Annotated in this window: 14 protein-coding genes and 1 pseudogene; all 15 read left to right on the top strand. The window is 39.1% G+C overall.

Going from position 1 to position 20,346, the window contains the following annotated elements; translation table 11 throughout:
* A partial coding sequence (locus tag G5W_RS0113470; RefSeq protein WP_010097448.1) for an AIR synthase-related protein occupies positions 1-781 on the top strand: 781 nt, incomplete at its 5' end.
* On the top strand, positions 766-2,175 hold the full coding sequence (gene purF / locus G5W_RS0113465) for an amidophosphoribosyltransferase (protein WP_010097446.1): 1,410 nt from the start codon (positions 766-768) through the stop codon (positions 2,173-2,175). The genes G5W_RS0113470 and purF, both read left to right, overlap by 16 nt.
* A gap of 13 nt (positions 2,176-2,188) precedes the next feature.
* Positions 2,189-3,211, top strand: coding sequence for a phosphoribosylformylglycinamidine cyclo-ligase (gene purM, locus G5W_RS0113460; protein WP_010097445.1), 1,023 nt, complete (start codon positions 2,189-2,191; stop codon positions 3,209-3,211).
* Entirely contained in the window at positions 3,204-3,785 is a 582-nt protein-coding gene (gene purN, locus G5W_RS0113455; RefSeq protein ID WP_010097443.1) for a phosphoribosylglycinamide formyltransferase, read from the top strand. Before purM ends, purN begins: the two co-directional genes overlap by 8 nt.
* Positions 3,786-4,296: 511 nt before the next feature.
* Positions 4,297-5,829 (top strand): bifunctional phosphoribosylaminoimidazolecarboxamide formyltransferase/IMP cyclohydrolase, encoded by a 1,533-nt coding sequence (purH, locus tag G5W_RS0113450; RefSeq protein WP_010097441.1) that lies wholly within the window; start codon positions 4,297-4,299, stop codon positions 5,827-5,829.
* Positions 5,830-5,841: 12 nt separating this feature from the next.
* Positions 5,842-7,101: a phosphoribosylamine--glycine ligase gene (gene purD, locus G5W_RS0113445; RefSeq protein ID WP_010097439.1), complete on the top strand. Its 1,260-nt coding sequence runs from the start codon at positions 5,842-5,844 to the stop codon at positions 7,099-7,101.
* Between the two features lie 224 nt (positions 7,102-7,325).
* Positions 7,326-9,062, top strand: coding sequence for an adenine deaminase C-terminal domain-containing protein (locus G5W_RS0113440; RefSeq protein ID WP_010097437.1), 1,737 nt, complete (start codon positions 7,326-7,328; stop codon positions 9,060-9,062).
* A 51-nt stretch (positions 9,063-9,113) separates the two neighbouring features.
* Positions 9,114-10,184 carry a DUF3048 domain-containing protein gene (locus G5W_RS0113435; RefSeq protein ID WP_010097435.1) on the top strand — a complete coding sequence of 357 codons (1,071 nt, stop codon included), beginning with the start codon at positions 9,114-9,116 and terminating at the stop codon, positions 10,182-10,184.
* A gap of 18 nt (positions 10,185-10,202) precedes the next feature.
* Entirely contained in the window at positions 10,203-10,502 is a 300-nt protein-coding gene (locus G5W_RS0113430) for a YerC/YecD family TrpR-related protein (protein ID WP_010097434.1), read from the top strand.
* A 124-nt stretch (positions 10,503-10,626) separates the two neighbouring features.
* Positions 10,627-11,844 carry a class I SAM-dependent rRNA methyltransferase gene (locus G5W_RS0113425; protein WP_010097433.1) on the top strand — a complete coding sequence of 406 codons (1,218 nt, stop codon included), beginning with the start codon at positions 10,627-10,629 and terminating at the stop codon, positions 11,842-11,844.
* 173 nt (positions 11,845-12,017) lie between these two features.
* Entirely contained in the window at positions 12,018-12,698 is a 681-nt protein-coding gene (pcrB, locus tag G5W_RS0113420; protein WP_081472470.1) for a heptaprenylglyceryl phosphate synthase, read from the top strand.
* Positions 12,699-12,741: 43 nt separating this feature from the next.
* Positions 12,742-15,041 (top strand): annotated as a pseudogene (pcrA, locus tag G5W_RS22285) (DNA helicase PcrA).
* 14 nt (positions 15,042-15,055) lie between these two features.
* Positions 15,056-17,062 (top strand): NAD-dependent DNA ligase LigA, encoded by a 2,007-nt coding sequence (gene ligA / locus G5W_RS0113410; protein WP_010097429.1) that lies wholly within the window; start codon positions 15,056-15,058, stop codon positions 17,060-17,062.
* Positions 17,063-17,073: 11 nt separating this feature from the next.
* A complete protein-coding gene (locus G5W_RS0113405) occupies positions 17,074-18,192 on the top strand; it encodes a CamS family sex pheromone protein (protein ID WP_010097427.1) in 1,119 nt (372 codons plus the stop codon).
* Positions 18,193-18,486: 294 nt separating this feature from the next.
* Positions 18,487-20,034 (top strand): L-glutamate gamma-semialdehyde dehydrogenase, encoded by a 1,548-nt coding sequence (gene pruA / locus G5W_RS0113400; protein ID WP_010097424.1) that lies wholly within the window; start codon positions 18,487-18,489, stop codon positions 20,032-20,034.
* Positions 20,035-20,346: the final 312 nt, after the last annotated feature.

The raw sequence follows: 20,346 nt of genomic DNA, 5'->3' as shown, positions 1-20,346 counted from the left end.
TGTTGCTGAAGCAGCTAGAAATATTGTCTGTTCCGGTGCCCGTCCACTTGGACTAACGGATGGATTGAACTTTGGTAATCCAACAAATCCAGAGGTATTCTGGCAAATGGAAAAAAGTGTGCAAGGCATGAGTGAAGCTTGTGAAATGTTAGATACTCCTGTGATTAGTGGGAATGTGTCGTTGTATAACCAATCGAAGGGAAAAGCAATTTTTCCAACACCGATTGTAGGAATGGTTGGATTACACGAGTCAATCGACCACATTACTTCGAGCTATTTTCAACAGGCTGGCGATGCAATTTACCTTATTGGAGAAACGAAAACAGAATTTGGAGGCAGTGAACTCCAAAATGTGTTGGAAGGAAGTTACTCTGGTAAAGCACCTGAAATTAATCTGGAGATGGAGAGGGACCGTCAGCAACAACTTCTTAAAGCGATTCGAAGTGGTCTAGTTGTCTCTGCCCATGACCTTGCTGAAGGTGGTTTAGGTGTAGCGGTGGCGGAATGTTTGTTTAATAAGCCTAATCTAGGTGCTAATATTCAGCTGCAAGGCAATGCAACCGTTGCACTCTTTAGTGAAACACAATCTCGTTTTCTAGTAAGTGTCAAAAAAGAGCATCAACAGGATTTTGAGCAGATTGTTGAAAATGCTATAAATATTGGAATGGTAACAGAGGATGGTATGTTAAGCATTTCGAATGAAGATGGTACTATTTTATCGGAGAATGTATCAGAATTACATCGACTCTGGAGAGGGGCAATCCCATGCTTGCTGAAATAAGAGGTTTAAATGAAGAGTGCGGTGTCTTTGGGATATGGGGGCATGAACAGGCTGCTGAATTAACTTATTATGGTCTTCATGCGTTGCAGCATCGTGGGCAAGAAGGTGCTGGAGTCGTAACCTCAAACGGTCTTGAGTTAGAACTTCATAAAGGGCAAGGACTTGTTAATGATGTTTTCAAGAGGTATGATTTTTCAAAGCTGAGTGGGCATGCGGCTATCGGTCATGTTCGATACGCAACCCAAGGGGAAAGAACGATTGATAATGTTCAACCACTACTTTTCCGTTCACAAACTGGCAGTATGGCTTTTGCTCATAATGGTAATATCATGAACGCTTATGAACTTAGAGGAGAACTTGAAGCGGCTGGCAGCATCATGCAAACCTCTTCCGATACAGAGGTTCTAGCTCATTTACTTAAGAAAAATGGGAGCATGGATACAGTATCGGGGTTAAAGGATGCGCTCCAACAATTAATCGGGGCGTATGCCTTTGTTATCTTAACTGAGGAAAGTATGTATATTGCATTAGATCCAAAAGGCTTGCGTCCATTATCTATCGGTAGACTGGGATCGGCATATGTCGTAGCCTCAGAGACATCTGCTTTTGATATAGTGGGTGCGACATATGAACGAGAAGTTTTACCAGGGGAATTGATAACAATCTCAAATAACGGACTGGAATCGATTCGATTTGCACCACAAGAAAAGCGTGCATTATGTGCAATGGAATATGTTTATTTTTCACGTCCTGATAGTGACTTAAACCATGTGAATGTGCATGCTTCACGAAAGCGGATGGGGATAGAGCTTGCTAAGGAGGCGCCAGTACAAGCAGATGTTGTAACTGGTGTACCTGATTCGAGTATATCTGCAGCAATCGGTTACGCCGAGTATAGCGGGATTCCGTATGAAATTGGATTAATTAAAAATCGCTATATTGGTAGAACGTTCATTCAGCCCTCGCAATCACTCCGGGAGCAAGGGGTAAAAATGAAATTATCCCCTGTTCGCGGAATTGTGGAAGGTAAGCGAGTCATTATGATTGATGATTCAATTGTGCGGGGAACCACTTGTAAACGAATTGTTAACATGCTGAAAGAAGCTGGGGCGAAGGAAGTACATGTCAGAATTGCTTCTCCTGCCATTACCAATCCTTGCTACTACGGAATTGATATGTCTACCAAGGAGGAATTAATCGCGGCGAATTACACGTTAGAAGAAATATGCGATTTGATAGGTGCGGATAGTCTAGCATATCTATCGAGTACAGGGCTTGAGAAAGCGATTATTTCAAAAGAGACATTCGAGCAAGGCGTTTGCATGGCCTGTATGACAGGCAACTATCCTATTAAAGGTAAAGAGAAATTAACGTTTTCCTATACGAAGTGTTGAGGAGTGTGTCGTTTTGTCTAAGGTATATAAAGCTGCAGGCGTAGATGTAGAAGCAGGCTATGAAGCGGTCGAACGAATGAAAAAGCATATTAAAAAAACTACTAGACCAGAAGTACTTGGTGGAGTTGGCGCTTTTGCGGGATTATTTGATCTGACATCTTTTTCGTATGAGGAACCAGTGCTAGTATCAGGCACAGATGGTGTGGGAACAAAGCTTAAGTTAGCGTTCGAACTGGATAAACATGATACAGTGGGAATCGATTTAGTAGCTATGTGTGTGAATGATATTGTTGCACAAGGCGCGGAGCCATTGTTTTTCCTAGATTATATTGCATGTGGTAAAAATAACCCGGCTAAAATGGAACAAATTGTATCAGGAATTGCGGAAGGTTGTCAAAGAGCTGGTACTGCTTTGATTGGAGGAGAAACCGCAGAAATGCCAGGAATGTATACCGATAATGAATATGACTTAGCCGGTTTTGTTGTTGGCATAGCGGAAAAATCAAAAATTATCACCGGTGAATCTGTTCAAGCAGGAGATATGGTAATAGGCCTTCCTTCAAGTGGCATCCATTCTAATGGTTATTCATTAGTAAGAAAGCTTGTGAACGGCATGAATCTCACTTCTACGCCAATAGGGCTCTCCAAGCCACTTGGTGAATGGTTAATGGAGCCTACGAAAATATATTCGAAAGCAATCTCTAGATTAATAAAGAAGATTGATATAAAAGGGATATCACATATCACGGGTGGGGGATTCTATGAGAATATTCCTAGAATGCTTCCAACAGGATTAGGTGTAGAAATGACTATTGGAAGTTGGGATATCCCAGAAATTTTTCCATTCTTACAGGGTATAGGAGAACTGTCTTTTGAGGAGATGTGCGGCATTTATAATATGGGAATAGGTATGATGATCATTGTCTCTGAAGAAGACGTTGATTCTGCATTGGTTGAATTGGCTGAAGTCGGTGATACTCCCAAAATTATTGGCCATGTAGTTGATGAAGAAGGAGTACATTTCCGTCATGCGTAAAATAAAAGCTGCAGTATTTGCTTCTGGAACTGGTAGTAACTTTGAAGCGATGATGAATGATGAGAACCTGGCATGTGAGATTGTACTTTTAGTGTGTGATAAACCAGGTGCTACTGTAATCGATAAAGCTAATCAATATGGTGTACAAACGTTTGTTTTAAATCCGAGAGACTATGATACGAAACAAGAATATGAGTCTAATATTCTTATAACCGTAAGAGAATTAGAAGTAGAATGGATATTTTTAGCGGGTTATATGCGGCTAATCGGACCAACTTTACTGGAGGCTTACGAGGGAAGAATTATTAATATCCACCCTTCGCTATTACCAAACTTTCCAGGTAAGGATGCAATCGGCCAGGCAATACGTGCAGCCTGTAAAACTACCGGTGTAACGGTACACTATGTAGACGAAGGGATGGACACAGGTCCAATCATCGCACAAAAGAAAGTAGAAATATTTCCGAATGATACAGAAGAAACACTGAAATCTAGAATACAGGAAATTGAGCATGCATTGTATCCAGAGGTTATCAATATGGTTGTTGGACTAGTAGAGCTAGAGGAAGTTTGACAGGTGGATGGTACAGACGGCTGGGACTAACAAGTTTCTAGAGTCGCGCGTGAAACTAGTCAAGTAGAGCGAGTTCGAAGGAATTGTGCGCGAGTTTTCATAAAGTAGAGAGAGGGAAGAGGGTAATCACGCTAGCGCAGCTATCTCTCGTATAGAATAGATGTGCCCCGCGCGTCCATTTCGATACCCCTCGCGAAAGTACTCCAAATGGGCGTAAGATAAGTACTGCCCCGCGCGAGTTCAATCCGTTGCGCGACCCACGATAAAGTTCGCGCGAGAATAGAAGAAAGCTGCGCGACTTTAGAAAAAGTCACGCCAACAAGAGATGGAGTTGCGCGACCTGACTAAACTCGCGCGCGAAATGAAACAACACTCGCGACAATCCTACCCCACGCGCGAGATTTTCACAAGCTGTCGCAAGTTTATCAGGGTGTTGCGCAAGTTCGCCCTCCCCTCGCGCGGCGCGACACGCGAAAATATTCAATTTGCTACATACCTAAGGAGTGAAGATATGAAAAAACGTGCATTAATCAGTGTTTCAGATAAACGTAACATAGTTGAGTTTGCTGCAGGATTAGTCAATCTTAACTTTGAGATTATTTCAACTGGTGGGACATTAAAAACCTTGCAAGACGCAGATATCCCTGCTATTCCAATTGACCAAGTAACTGGTTTTCCTGAAATACTAGATGGTCGGGTGAAGACCCTTCATCCTCTTGTTCATGGTGGACTATTGGCTAAGCGTTCCAATCCTGATCACGTAAAACAGCTTGAGGTTAATCAAATCCATCCAATTGATCTAGTTGTTGTTAACCTCTATCCATTCAAGCAAACTTTGGAGAAACCTGGAGTTTCGAAAGAGGAAATCATCGAAAATATAGATATTGGTGGTCCAACGATGTTACGTTCTGCAGCTAAAAATTATGCGGATGTTTTGGTTGTGGTTGACCCGAGCGATTATGAATTTACCTTACAAAGCCTAGAAACAGGGACAGTCGATTTAGATGTTAGACAGAAGTTTGCTGCTAAAGTTTTTCGTCATACCGCAAATTATGATGCTATGATAGGAAGTTATTTTCTTACACAAACAGCTGAAGAATTTCCGGAAACCTACACAGTTACCTATGAAAAAGTACAAAGCTTGCGCTATGGGGAAAATCCTCACCAAATAGCTGCATTTTATAAAAATCCAATTCAAGATGGAATGAGTCTTGCTAATGCGGAGCAGTTGCATGGGAAGGAGCTTTCTTTTAATAATATCCAAGATGCTAATGCTGCAGTTGAGATTTTAGCGGAGTATGATGGACCAACAGCAGTTGCAGTAAAGCATATGAATCCTTGTGGAATTGGTATGGGAGCATCCATTGAAGAAGCATTTCAAGAAGCTTTTGAGGCAGATCCAGTATCCATTTTTGGTGGAATCATTGCTTTAAATCGTGAAGTTGATTCTCAAACTGCCGAGAAACTAAGTGAAATTTTTCTTGAAATTGTAATAGCGCCAAGCTTTTCAGAGAAGGCGTTAGACATTTTAACCTCAAAGAAAAATATCCGCCTCTTAACCATGGATATGAACAGAAATAATCAGCAGAAATTCAGACTTACGACAATTGACGGCGGGATGTTAATTCAAAGTAACGATGATGGCGTTATAGAGGAAAAAGATTTAGAGGTAGTAACGAAAAAATCTCCGTCTGATGCAGAACTAAAACAGCTTTTATTTGCATGGAAAGCTGTAAAACATGTGAAATCAAATGCTATTGTGTTGGCAAAAAATAATCAAACAGTTGGTATTGGTGCTGGGCAAATGAATCGGGTGGGTGCTGCTAGAATCGCAATCGAACAAGCGGGATCAAAGGCAATAGGTGCAGTAATGGCTTCCGATGCATTTTTCCCAATGCCGGATACGGTAGAAGCAGCCATTAAGGCAGGAGTAACTGCAATTATTCAACCAGGTGGTTCAAAACGCGATCAAGATTCTATTGATGTATGTAATCGACATGGAATTGCAATGGTGTTTACAGGAATGCGCCATTTTAAACATTAAGGAGGTTTCTTGATGAACGTTTTAGTGATAGGTAAAGGTGGCCGAGAGCATAGTATTGTGATGAAGCTTGCAGAGAGTAAGCAGGTGAAGAAAATCTTTGTAGCTCCAGGTAATGCAGGTATGGAATCTATTGCAACACTTGTTCCAATCCAAGAAACAGAGAATGAGAGATTAATTGCGTTTGCTAAGGAAGAATCAGTCGATCTAACGATAGTAGGTCCGGAAAATCCACTATTAAATGGAATCGCCAATGAATTCACATTTGAGGGTCTACGCATATTTGCACCAAATAAGGAAGCGGCATTAATCGAAGGAAGTAAAAGTTTTGCTAAAAGTTTCATGATGAAATATGACATTCCTACAGCTAACTATCAAACATTTACAGATCCAACTGAAGCAAAGCTATATATCGAAAAAACTGGAACGCCGATTGTGATCAAGGCGGATGGGCTTGCTGCTGGTAAGGGTGTTGTTGTTGCGGAGACAAAGGGTATAGCGTTTGCGGCAATTGATAGTATGTTAGTTTCTAAGGAGTTTTCAGAAGCAGGCGGGAAGATTGTAATTGAGGAATTTCTTGCTGGAGATGAATTTTCATTAATGGCTTTTGTACATGGTGAACATGTCTATCCTATGTTACCAGCAAGAGATCACAAACGCGCATTTGACAATGATGAAGGTCCGAACACAGGTGGAATGGGGGCATATGCACCTGTACCAGATATTACAAATGAAATATTAGAATATGCAACAAAAGAAATCTTACAAAAAGCAGCGAGTGGACTAGTAGCAGAAGGCCGTTCGTTCACAGGTGTTCTGTATGCCGGTTTAATCATGACAGAAAATGGCCCTAAGGTTATAGAGTTTAATGCTAGATTTGGTGATCCCGAAACTCAGGTTGTTCTACCATTATTAAGAAATGACCTAGCACAAGTTATACTGGACGTTCTAGAAGGGAAAAATCCTAAGCTGAAATGGGAACAGCAATCATGCTTAGGTGTTGTCCTAGCATCGGAAGGATATCCAAGTACTTATCAATCAGGTGTTGTGGTACCTGAATTTGATGGTGACTCTTTTGTTGTATATGCTGGTGTGGCGAAGCAAGGAGAAAAAATCGTATCGAATGGTGGCCGAGTTTTGGTTGTTGGAGCCAAAAGTAATACACTCGGAGAAGCCAGTAGTTTAGTATATAGTAGTTTACCACCGAACGAAGTATTAGAAGGTTTATTTTATCGAACGGATATTGGTAGGCAGAAGTTAGGCGCTCTTCAGTAGGGCGCCATTATTATGCGCTGATATATACGGCAAATCGCTGATATCCCCGTAAAATGCGTTCATAAATTACTGATACCCCTCTCCCCCTAACTCTAATTCTAATAATTCTCCAGCCCTCTGATTAAAATGTCACAGAATCTTCACTCTATTTTACAAAAACTTTAAAGTAATAAAGCGTGAATTGTGGTACAATTAGAAAAACATAAACTATGGAGAGTTGTCTTATGCTAGAAAAAGGTCAATGGAGAAATTTTGAGCTGCGAAAACATGTAAAAGTAGTAGAAGGAAAGATTGCACCGACCATCGTACTAAAGAAAGCAACTTATTTAAATATGTATATAAAGCAATGGCTAAAGGCAAATATTTGGATATATAATGAACGTATTGTTTACGTTGGAGATAGGCTCCCGGAACAATCAACAGAAATTATCGATTGTACTGGAAAGTTTGTAGTTCCAGGATATATGGAGCCACATGCTCATCCGTTCCAGTTATATAACCCTGAGAGTTTAGCGACACATGCCGCAAAATTCGGAACAACTACACTAGTGAATGATAATTTATCATGGCTTTTTCTATTAAATAAAAAGAAAGCGTTTTCCATTATAGCTGATTTCGATAAAATGCCAATATCGATGTATTGGTGGAGCCGTTATGATTCCCAAACGGGATTACTAAATGAAGAGAAGCTATTTAATACAAAGGATATGTTGGATTGGTTATCCCATCCAAGTGTTGTTCAAGGAGGGGAATTGACCGGCTGGCCGAGTCTAATGTCGGGTGATGACAGATTACTATATTGGATACAAGAAACGAAGCGAAAGGGGAAACCAGTAGAGGGGCATCTGCCGGGAGCTTCCGAGAACACGCTTACCAAAATGAAACTACTCGGTGTTTCTGCTGATCATGAATCTATCAGTGGGGAAGATGTTATTAATCGATTAAAACTTGGTTATCAAGTTGGATTGCGCTATTCTTCCATACGACCAGATTTACCACAACTGTTAGAAGAAATTCTTGAAGCGGGATTAACGAACTTTGATCAATTAACGATGACAACAGATGGAGGAACCCCGACATTCTATGAAAATGGTCTTATAAATGTTTGTATTGATATTGCAATTCAAAAAGGTGTTCCAATTGAGGATGCATATCGAATGGCTTCGTTTAATGTAGCAAAGCACTTTCAACTAGAGGAGCAGCTGGGATGTATAGCACCGGGGCGAATTGCTAATATTAATATATTACATACGAAAGATAATCCGCATCCAGATAGTGTTTTAGCAAAAGGAAAGTGGATTGTAAAGCACGGTGAAGTACAAGAATTACCGGCTTACATTAACTGGGAAAAGTATCAATTGGAGCCGATGAAGTTTGATTGGGAGATGGGAATGAATGACCTGCAGTTCTCGATACCGATAGGCTTAGAAATGGTGAATGACGTTATTATAAAGCCATATCCAATCCAAACCGATATCACGGTAGAACAATTGCCTGAAAATCGTAATGACGCATTCTTACTTCTATTGGATAAAGATGGAGAATGGAGAGTTAATACGACACTTTGTGGGTTTACCAAGAATCTTGGCGGCTTAGTAAGTTCTTTCTCGCAAACGGGAGACTTAATTTTTATTGGGAAGAACAAACAAGATATGTTACTTGCATGGAAACGTCTAAAAGAATTAGGCGGTGGGATTGTCCTGGTTCATGATGGTGAAATAGTGGCAGAACTTCCCTTATTACTAGGTGGGAAACTATTTGCTGGCAAAATGGATGATTTGATTGAAATGGAAAAGCAGTTAAGAGATAAACTGCTTGAGTTTGGTTATTCATACAATGATCCTATCTATAGTATTTTATTTTTATCATCCACACACTTACCTTATATTCGTATCACACAGGAAGGGATTATGGATATCAAAAAACGAGAAGTCCTCTTTCCAGCAACTATGCGCTCATAAAGAAAAGACGTAGGCACGGTAGTAAAAATCGTAGAAAAAGGTGTTGGGGCTATGAAAAGACTATTATTCATTCTTGCCATAACTATACTATTAGTTGCTTGCAGTGACGACGAAACGGAAGTCCAAAAGCCACACGAAGAGCCTGAGGAAAATGTAGAAGTTGCAAATAAGGAAAAAAATGATAACGTAGAGCCTGAAGAACTATTCGAAAATATCTTTCCCTTCACTGGAATTGGGACTAATGATTCCATAGATCACCGGGCAATTGGTGTTATGATTAATAATCATGGAAGTGCTCGGCCACAAACTGGATTATCACAGGCAGATCTTGTGTTTGAGATTTTAGCGGAAGGTATGATTACAAGGTTTTTAGCAATCTATCATAGTGAACATCCTGAGATGATCGGACCAGTTCGAAGTGCTCGCGAATATTATTTTGATTTGTCTAACCGTTATGGCGCATTATATGTTTACCACGGGGCCGCTCCTTTTGTAAACGAGATGCTGGATAATCGCGGGATTGACCATATAGATGGGGCTATCTATGATAATGATGGGAAATTATTTAAACGAGAATCGTTTCGAGTTGCACCACATAATTCCTATCTGTTATATGATAATGTCACGAATGTAGCCAACGATCTTGGTTACGAAATGAACACAGAACACAACGCTTTGTCATTTTTAACAGAAGATGATGCGGAAACAATTGTAGGTAGTTCTGCTAGCCATATTGAAATCGTCTATTCCGATAATCCAATGGAAATAGTGGAATATACGTATGATATAGATAACGAGAAATATACCCGTTATAATGATAGAGAAATGACAGTAGAGCTTGAAACGGGTGAACCAGTCCAAGTAGATAATATTTTCATAGTGGAGACCCATCACGAGGTAATTGATGATGTTGGTCGGCGTGCTATTGACTTTTATACGGGTGGAGATGCTTATCTTATCCAGAAAGGAAAGGTACAACAGCTGAAATGGGAAAACCGTTCTGGGCAGATTGTTCCAGTAAAAGATGGTAAAGTTGTGGGCTTTGTACCAGGAAAAACATGGATTAATGTTGTCCCAACTAGCCCTGGTATGGAAAATTCTGTTATGATATCAGGTGAGTAGGGATTAGGAGGTAACATCATGCAAATTGATAAATTACGTGGGGAAGAATTAGATCATTTATTTGACGCTATATTATCATTGAAAAATCGTGAAGAGTGCTACCGCTTTTTCGATGATATTGCTACGATGAGTGAGATTCAATCCCTTTCCCAAAGACTCCAAGTGGCCAAAATGCTTACCGAGGGTTATACGTATAAAACCATTGAGAAAGAGACAAAAGCGTCTACCGCAACTATATCTAGAGTAAGACGGTGCATTGATTATGGTAGTGAGGGGTACAAGCTAGTATTAGATAGGGTGGCAAAAAAAGATAAGTGATTATCTACATAAGTTGAGTTGAAAAGTCTGTATACTTCTAGATTAGATACAGGCTTTTTATAATTCCAAGTATGACCTAAGTATGATGTGATACAATCAAGAGTAACCTAAATAAAAATACCTAATGATTGGATTGGAAAAAGTGCAAGAGTTACGACTAAAAGTAAGAGCGAACTTTGTAAATAAATATAAAAGTGGTTTCCCTTTAATTCTCTCAGATGCTGTAGTAAACGTGAAAGAATTAAAAGAAGAAGGAACAATTGTAAGATTAGTGGATGAAAAAAATACCTTTATTGCGAAAGGATACTTTGGTAAACAAAATAAAGGTTACGGTTGGGTTTTAAGTAAGAATGAACAAGAGAATTTCGATAAGAGGTTCTTTAAAAATAAAATTATCGCGGCTATCAATAGAAGAGAACAATTTTATGCTGACGATAGTACAACAGCGTTCCGAATATTCAATGGAGAAGGGGATGGAATCGGCGGTTTAACCATTGACTTCTTTGCTGATTTTTACTTAATTAACTGGTATAGTAAGGGGATTTACCGATTCCGAAATGAGATCCTTGAGGCGTTACAGGAGTCTGTTGACTATAAAGGAATCTATCAGAAAAAGCGCTTTGATGCCAAAGGGCAATATGTCGAGGATGATGACTTTGTAACAGGAGAACGTGGCGAATTTCCACTTATTGTAAAAGAAAATGGAGTTCAATTTGCGGTCTATCTCAACGAAGGAGCAATGGTTGGGGTATTTCTGGATCAAAGGGAAGTAAGGAAGACTATACGGGATAAGTATGCTAAAGACACTAATATGTTAAATACATTCTCTTATACAGGAGCTTTCTCCGTATTTGCTGCTCTAGGTGGAGCAACGAAAACTACTAGTGTCGATTTAGCAAATCGCAGTAAGCCAAAGACAATCGAACAGTTTAGTCTGAACGCAATTGATTATGAAGCACAGGATATCATTGTGGAGGATGTCTTCCAATATTTTAAATATGCTGGAAGAAAAGGGTTAAAATTTGACCTTGTCGTACTTGATCCACCAAGCTTTGCTAGGTCGAAGAAGGTAGTATTTAGTGCGGAGAAGGACTATAAAAAGCTTCTGATAGAAACTGTTGCAATTACAGAGGATAATGGGGTTATCGTAGCATCTACAAATAGCAGTGCATTTGGGATGAAAAAGTTCAAAAGCTTCATCCAACAAGCATTTGCCGAGACGGGTTACAAATATCAGCTATTAGAAGAATTCTCACTTCCCGAGGATTACCGTACGATTCGGGAATATCCAGAGGGAAATTATTTAAAAGTCGTTTTCATTCGCAAAGTGAACGGGAAATAAGGATAGTAAGAATAGAGCCCATTTTATCTAGATAGATAGAAAATGAGCTCTATTTTTTACGAGAAAAAGACACTTTAAATTTTCTTGTCATATCACTAAATCCACGCCTCTTTTTTTGCTATAATAAACTAATGGAAAACAAGTGATGGAGGATTAGACCTTTGTATACAAATATGAAAGAATGGAAGCATGTATTTAAGTTAGATCCTGCAAAGGAAATTTCAGATGAAGATTTAGAGTTAGTATGTGAATCAGGTACAGATGCCATTATTGTAGGTGGAACAGATGATGTTACACTTGATGGTGTTTTGGATTTACTCTCTAGCATACGTCGATACACTGTTCCAGTTGTACTGGAAATTTCAAATATGGAGGCAATTACTCCAGGATTCGATTATTACCATATCCCGATGGTAATGAATAGTAATCAAAAAAAGTGGATGTTGGATATTCAACATGAAGCTATTAAAGAATATAAGGACATTATGAATTGGGACGAAATTTTTGTCGAAGGATATTGTATCTTAAATGAAGAGGCAAAAGCTTTTAAACATACAGATTGCAAGCTACCATCGGAAGAAGATGTTGTGGCCTATGCTTATATGGCTGAAAAAGTATTCCATCTCCCGATTTTTTATGTGGAATATAGCGGGAAGTACGGTAATCCCGAGCTGGTCAAGCATGTAAAAGCTGAGCTACAAGAAACATTACTCTTCTATGGTGGTGGGATTGAAACTGCTGAACAGGCGAAAGAAATGAAGGAACATGCCGATGTAATTGTGGTTGGTAATAGTGTCTACACCAATTTAAAGGAAGCGTTAAAGACAGTTCAAGCTGTTAAAGACTACAGATAGTGACTATCTGTATCAGAAGTATTCTAAGGAAGGTGCTTGTAACATGAGTCGTACAATCGATGAATTAATAGAAGGTTTAAACAAAGAACAGCAGGAAGCTGTTAAACATACAGAAGGGCCATTATTAATTATGGCTGGAGCAGGTAGTGGTAAGACTCGTGTGCTAACACATCGGATTGCTTACTTAATGGAAGAGAAGGATGTTTCACCACGAAGTATACTGGCCATCACGTTTACGAATAAGGCTGCCCGCGAAATGAAGGATCGTGTTAGTAAGCTAGTGGGGCCAGCTGGTGCGGATATGTGGGTTTCTACTTTCCACTCTATGTGTGTTCGTATCCTAAGGAGGGATATTGATCGTATTGGATATAATCGTAATTTCACGATTTTAGACAGTGGTGACCAGTTGTCTGTAGTAAAACAAGTACTAAAAGATTTAAATATCGATACGAAGCAATTTGAACCACGTGCGATGCAAGGACAAATCAGTAGTGCTAAGAATGAATTGATTTCACCAGAAGAATTCTCGAGCAAGGCTGGGAATTTCTATGATCGGCAAGTTGCAAAAGTATACGAAGGTTACGAGAAGATTCTCCGTAAAAATCAGTCACTGGACTTTGATGATTTAATCATGCAAACCATTCACCTATTTAAACGTGTACCTGAGGTATTGGAATATTACCAACGAAGATTCCAATATATTCATGTGGATGAGTATCAGGATACAAACCACGCACAATATATACTAGTAAAACAACTAGCGAATCGTTTTCAAAATCTTTGTGTTGTTGGGGACTCAGATCAATCGATCTATCGTTGGCGTGGAGCGGATATTTCGAATATCCTATCTTTTGAAAAAGACTACCCTACTGCAAGAACGGTTTTTCTCGAACAGAATTATCGTTCAACAAAGTCTATCTTAGAAGCGGCAAATAAAGTTATTGCAAATAATCCAGGTCGTAAACCGAAAAACTTATGGACGCAAAATCCCGATGGACAGAAGATTAACTATTATCAAGGTGCAACAGAGCAAGATGAGGCACTTTATATTACCGATAAAATTCGTGATTTAGTTCGTGAAGAAGGATTCTCGCCAAGTGATATAGCTATTTTATACCGTACCAACGCACAGTCACGTGCTGTTGAGGACACACTAATGAAATCAGGAATGGCTTACCAAATGGTTGGTGGGATGCGATTCTACGATCGAAAAGAAATTAAAGATATGATTGCATATCTTCGTCTCATTACGAACCCAGATGATGATTTAAGCTTTGAGCGTGTCGTCAATGAACCGAAGCGAGGAATTGGTAAGACATCTATTGACCGCTTGAGAGCGTATGCTGCAGAGAATGGAATGTCTTTTTACCAAGCAGTAGAAGTGGTTGATTTTACAGGCGTTACTAAAAAGCAGCTAATGCTTTAGCCGAATTCGGTAATTTAATAAAAACATTACATCAGCAACAGGAATTTTTAACAGCTACCGATATGGTTGCTCAAGTGCTAGAGCGATCAGGATACGAGGAAATGCTTAAAAATGAGCGTTCCATTGAAGCGCAGAGTCGTTTAGAGAACTTAGAAGAGTTTATGACAGTAACAAAAGATTTTGAAGAAGCAAGTGAAGATAAATCGTTGATTGCCTTCTTAACTGATTTAGCACTGATTGCGGATATTGATCGTGTGGATGAAGAAGATCCAGACAATCAAGAAAAAGTTACTTTAATGACTCTTCACGCAGCAAAAGGTCTAGAATTTCCAGTAGTATTCTTAATCGGAATGGAAGAGAATGTTTTCCCGCATAGTCGTGCCATGTTTGATGAGGAAGAAATGGAAGAAGAGAGAAGACTTGCGTATGTTGGGATTACTCGAGCGGAGAAACAGTTATATTTAACCAATGCTAAGATGCGTACACTGTATGGTAGAACTAACATGAATCCTATTAGTCGATTTATTAATGAGATTCCAGAAGAACTGATAGATGGCATTGAACAAGCAAGAACATCCATGTTTGGTTCCTCTTCATTTGGAAGCAACTTTGGTAGCAAGGAACCTAAGAGAAGTCCATTTGGAGATTCGTCACGTTCTACATCAACAGGAGTCCCTTTACAAGCTAAGTCACAACCCCAGCCACGTCGTAGTGCCCAACATGTATCATCTACAACAGGTGCAGAAAATGAAACTTGGAAAGCGGGAGATAAGGCAGAACATAAAAAATGGGGTGTTGGGACGGTTGTGAAGGTACAAGGTGAAGGCGATAAAATGGAACTAGATGTTGCCTTTCCAGCTCCAACAGGCATTAAACGTTTGCTTGCAAAGTTTGCACCAATAACGAAACAACAATAGGAGGTGCTTGCCGCATGGATAAAGCACAAGCACAAGAAAAAATAGAGTCCTTAAAAGCATTATTAAATCAATATGCTCATGAATATTATGTCTTGGATCATCCATCGGTTCCGGATTCTGAATATGATCAGAAGCTAGAGGAATTAAAAAAAATAGAGAATCAATATCCAGAACTTATTACAAATGACTCTCCAACACAACGTATTGGCGGAGAACCGTTAGAAGGCTTCCGAAAAATACAGCATAGCATTCCAATGCTAAGCTTAGGTAATGCATTTAACGAGCAAGATCTTCGGGATTTTGCTCGTCGTGCGAGCCAAGGAACCAATAAGGATTTGGCTTTTGTCTGCGAACTGAAAATAGACGGACTTGCCATTACCCTTACTTATGAAAATGGGAAGTTTGTCCGTGGAGCTACCAGAGGGGATGGTACAACAGGAGAGGATATAACGAGTAATCTACGAACGATAAAAAGTATACCTCTTTCTATACAGGAAACACGTAAGATTGAAGTGCGCGGAGAGGCGTATATGCCACATAAATCATTTCTTGCTTTAAATAAGCAACGTGAAGAAAATAGGGAAGAGCTTTTCGCTAATCCGAGAAATGCTGCAGCAGGCTCCTTAAGACAACTAGATCCTAGAATAGCAGCATCTCGAAATTTAGATGTGTTCTTATACGGAATTGGTGAATGGGAAGCTGATACTGTACCGACACATAGTGAGCGTTTGACTCAATTGAAAAAGTTAGGATTTCGTACCAATCCAGAATGGAAAAAGTGCAACTCAATTGAAGAGGTACTCGAATATGTTGAATATTGGACAAAGGAACGTCCAAACCTACCTTATGAAATCGACGGGATTGTCATCAAGATAGATGACTTACAAACGCAGGAAGAATTAGGTTTCACCGTAAAAAGTCCTCGATGGGCGATTGCGTATAAATTCCCAGCAGAAGAGGTTGTAACGAAACTGAAGGACATTGAATTAAGCGTGGGTCGTACTGGAGTAGTAACTCCAACAGCAATATTAGAGCCTGTAAAGGTGGCTGGAACAACTGTTCAGCGTGCTTCCTTGCATAATGAGGATTTAATCCGTGCCAAAGATATTCGAATTGGTGATATGGTTGTTATTAAAAAGGCTGGAGATATCATTCCAGAGGTTGTTCGTTCCCTAACTGAACAACGAAGCGGCAGTGAGGAGCCATTCCACATGCCAGAAGAATGTCCTGCATGTGGTAGTGAACTAGTGCGTTTAGAAGAAGAGGTTGCGTTACGCTGTATTAATCCGAATTGTCCAGCTCAGCTACAAGAGGGGTTAATTCATTTTGTTTCGAGAAACGCTATGAATATTGAGGGACTTGGTGAAAAAGTAATCAATCAGCTATTTAGTGAAGGTCTCATTCATACGATTGCAGATATCTATCGGCTAGAACGTGATGAATTATTAAAACTAGAACGTATGGGAGAGAAATCAGTCGATAATCTTTTAAGTGCAATTGAATCATCTAGAGAGAACTCGCTAGAGCGTTTACTGTTTGGTTTAGGAATCCGCTTTATCGGAGCAAAAGCGGCCAAAACACTTGCAACTGAATTTGAAACAATGGATAAATTACAAAAAGCAACTTATGAAGAACTTATCGCAATTGATGAGATAGGTGATAAGATGGCAGATTCTGTTGTTCAATATTTTGCAGAAGATAAAGTTACCGACTTAATAAAAGAATTAAAAGAACTACAATTGAACATGGAATATAAAGGACCTAAGCGAGCAACTGTTGCTGTTGATTCTAACCCATTTGCGGGGAAAACCGTTGTATTAACTGGTAAAATGGAGAAGATGTCTCGTCCAGAAGCAAAAGAAAAGATTGAATCCTTAGGTGGAAAAGTAACTGGAAGTGTTAGTAAGAAAACCGATATCGTTATTGCAGGGGAAGATGCTGGCTCGAAATATGACAAAGCGGTTGAGCTTGGTATAACGATTTGGAATGAAGAAGAATTTATAAAAATGTTAGAGGGCTAGGAGGGAATTTTGTGAAAAAACGAATAGGCTTACTTTTGATAATCCTCCTTATGCTTGCTAGCTGTGCCCCTAGTTTTGATGAAGGTGAGGATGAACTGGTTCAAAACGAGGAGGAACCAACAGGTCAGCCATCTATTGTACCGACATATAAATTATCTGAGGAAGATTATCGAGTAATTTTGCCTTATCGAACTAGTAAAGCAAGAGGAGCAACTACGAATCAGCTTGGTGATAATCGATTAGATATTGATGAACTTGAACAAGGATTGATGCGTCATTCAAAAGAATTTTTTGATCCGAAGAAGCTATATTTTGAGGAAGGTCAGTATTTAGACCAGACAACTATATTTAGCTGGATTGACGAATTAAATCCACAGGTGGAAAAGGAAGCAGACGAGGATGTTTATCGTAAAAACCCACGCTACCTGTCACATATTTTAGAGCAGAATTATATCAAGAGAAATGAAGATAATTCGGTTGAATTAGCAGGGGTATCAATAGGATTAGCATTAAAATCTCAATATCGATTCCAAACAGAAGTTGGCGGCGCTTATTATTATGAACCTATTTCTGAAAAAGAAATGTTAGAAAAGGGTCAGGAAATGGCCCAAACGATATTAGAGCGTATCCGCAAAATTGAAGGGCTAGAAAAGGTACCGATTATGTTTGCTATCTATCGCGAGGAAAAGCGCGGATCTGCAGTTCCAGGAAATTTTGTTGCTAGGACTTATGTGAAAGATAGTGACATGAGCATTGATGATTGGGATACGATTGAAGAAGATTATATTCTATTTCCTTCCAATGAAGCAGAGAAAAAATATTTTGACGATGCTCAAATTGTCAATACATTTGGTGTGGAAATAGCAGAGTTTTTCCCCAACTATGTGGGTTATATTGGAGAAGGATTCTACGTGAATGAAGAGCTTCAAAAATTAACCATTGAAGTTCCAATTGAATTTAATGGAAAAGCAGAAATTATTGGTTTTGCTCAATATACGTATGGATTAGTAAAAGATAAGTTCCCGAATAATTACGATATTGAAATAAACATCACTTCCAGCCATCAACTAGAAGGATATATTTATCGTAAGGCAGGGGAAGAAAATCCAATAGTACATCTATTTGATTAATCTATATAGATTGTTTGAAGAGTTTTCTATATTAAGTTAGAATAAGGAGTGGAGATATATTCCGCTCCGTTTTTTTTCGCAGAGAGGAAAGTTTAAAATTTTTCTCGCCTGCATAAGAAAAAACTAGTACATTCGTAAAGAACGAGCGAATGCGAGTTTTTCTAATACGAAAAACTATTAGTCTAAAGATTTCTAGTCCAAAGCGTCATGTAACACGGACTCACAAATTTTAGACGAAATGAAAGCGGAGCCATACGCAGTATATTACATATTAATTATAGGGAGGTTTTATTAATGGTTGTACCATACAAACATGAGCCATTCACTGATTTCTCAGTAGAAGAAAACAAACAACTTATGTTAGATGCTCTTAAAAAGGTAGAAGCAGAACTTGGTAAAGAATATCCACTAATTATTGGTGGTGAGAGAATTACAACAGAAGATAAGATTGTTTCTGTTAACCCTGCAAATAAAAGCGAGATTGTTGGTTATGTATCAAAAGCGAACAAAGAACTTGCTGAAAAGGCAATGAAAGTTGCAGATGAAACATTCCAAAATTACTGGAGAACTTCTGATCCGAAAATGCGTGCGGATATTCTATTCCGTGCAGCAGCAATTGTACGTCGTCGTAAACATGAATTCTCTGCACTTCTAATTAAAGAAGGCGGAAAACCATGGAATGAAGCAGATGCTGATACTGCAGAAGCAATTGACTTCCTTGAGTACTATGGCCGTCAAATGTTGAAGCTTAAAGATGGTATGCCAGTAAATAGCCGTCCAATTGAACATAATCGCTTTGACTATATTCCACTGGGAGTAGGTCTGGTCATTTCGCCTTGGAACTTCTTATTTGCTATTATGGCAGGAACGACTGTAGCAGCTATGGTAACAGGTAATACAGTGTTATTGAAGCCTGCAAGTGCAACACCTGTTATTGCTTATAAGTTCATGGAAGTATTAGAAGAAGCGGGAATGCCTGCTGGTGTTGTGAACTACATTCCAGGACCTGGTAGTGAGGTTGGGGACTATTTAGTTGATCATCCACGTACTCGTTTTGTTAGCTTCACAGGATCTCGTGAAGTGGGACTACGTATCTTTGAACGTGCAGCAAAAGTTCATCCAGGTCAACTTTGGTTAAAACGTACCATCCTTGAAATGGGTGGTAAGGATACTATCGTAGTGGATAAAGAAGCAGACCTTGAGTTAGCTGCACAATCTATAGTGAAATCCGCATTCGGTTTTGCTGGACAGAAGTGTTCTGCATGTTCTCGTGCAGTTATTCATGAGGATGTCTATGATCAGGTAAAAGATCGTGTTGTTGAATTAACGAAGGAATTAACCGTTGGTGATCCGACTGAAAACAAATTTGTAGGACCTGTAATTGACCAAGGATCTTATGATAAGATTATGAAATATATTGAAATTGGTAAAGAAGAGGGAACTTTACTAGTTGGAGGAACTGGTGATGATTCAAAAGGCTGGTTTGTTCATCCAACTGTAATTGCTGATCTTGATCCAAAAGCAAGAATTATGCAAGAAGAAATCTTTGGACCAGTTGTTGGTTTAACGAAAGCAAAAGATTTCACAGAAGCAATTGAGATTGCGAACAACACGGAATTTGGTTTAACTGGTGCAGTTATCACCAATAATCGTGAGCACTTAGAACAAGCAAGAAGAGACTTCCATGTAGGTAACTTATACTTCAATCGTGGCTGTACTGGTGCTATCGTTGGATACCAGCCATTTGGTGGATTTAACATGTCCGGAACAGATTCAAAAGCTGGTGGTCCAGATTATTTGATCCAACATATGCAAGGTAAGACAACGTCAGAAGCCCTGTAAAAATATAAAAACCTCTTTCATATTTGAAAGAGGTTTTTTATTTGTTAGGTGAAACATATACTGATCGCTTATAAGAAATCCTACTCATTTATAAGGAAAATGTGAAAGTGTTTTTCTAACAGAAGAAAGTTAGGAAAAAACAGTCTCGTTTAAATAGGATTTACTACAATTTTCGACATTATTTTACAGTATAAAGGTTATAATTTGAACAAAACTTTCCTACTTTCCTCATTTTAGGAAAGTAGGAAAGTTTTTTGGGCTTTATTAGTACTTTTTACCCCCAACTTTCCCAATATGAATATTCAAAAAATA

This window comes from Ornithinibacillus scapharcae TW25 (assembly GCF_000190475.1).
In the GTDB taxonomy this organism is placed as follows: Bacteria; Bacillota; Bacilli; order Bacillales; family Amphibacillaceae; genus Ornithinibacillus; species Ornithinibacillus scapharcae.
The sequence above is the reverse complement of the archived record's forward strand: the minus strand, read 5'-3'. Positions and strand labels throughout refer to the sequence as shown.

Bases quoted from the DNA above. Each gene is read 5' to 3' on its own strand.
- purN (WP_010097443.1), top strand. From the start codon at position 3,204: ATGCGTAAAATAAAAGCTGCAGTATTTGCTTCTGGAACTGGTAGTAAC.
- purF (WP_010097446.1), top strand. From the start codon at position 766: ATGCTTGCTGAAATAAGAGGTTTAAATGAAGAGTGCGGTGTCTTTGGG.
- G5W_RS0113425 (WP_010097433.1), top strand. From the start codon at position 10,627: ATGATTGGATTGGAAAAAGTGCAAGAGTTACGACTAAAAGTAAGAGCG.
- purD (WP_010097439.1), top strand. From the start codon at position 5,842: ATGAACGTTTTAGTGATAGGTAAAGGTGGCCGAGAGCATAGTATTGTG.
- G5W_RS0113435 (WP_010097435.1), top strand. From the start codon at position 9,114: ATGAAAAGACTATTATTCATTCTTGCCATAACTATACTATTAGTTGCT.
- purH (WP_010097441.1), top strand. From the start codon at position 4,297: ATGAAAAAACGTGCATTAATCAGTGTTTCAGATAAACGTAACATAGTT.
- G5W_RS0113440 (WP_010097437.1), top strand. From the start codon at position 7,326: ATGCTAGAAAAAGGTCAATGGAGAAATTTTGAGCTGCGAAAACATGTA.
- pruA (WP_010097424.1), top strand. From the start codon at position 18,487: ATGGTTGTACCATACAAACATGAGCCATTCACTGATTTCTCAGTAGAA.
- pcrB (WP_081472470.1), top strand. From the start codon at position 12,018: ATGAAAGAATGGAAGCATGTATTTAAGTTAGATCCTGCAAAGGAAATT.
- G5W_RS0113430 (WP_010097434.1), top strand. From the start codon at position 10,203: ATGCAAATTGATAAATTACGTGGGGAAGAATTAGATCATTTATTTGAC.
- ligA (WP_010097429.1), top strand. From the start codon at position 15,056: ATGGATAAAGCACAAGCACAAGAAAAAATAGAGTCCTTAAAAGCATTA.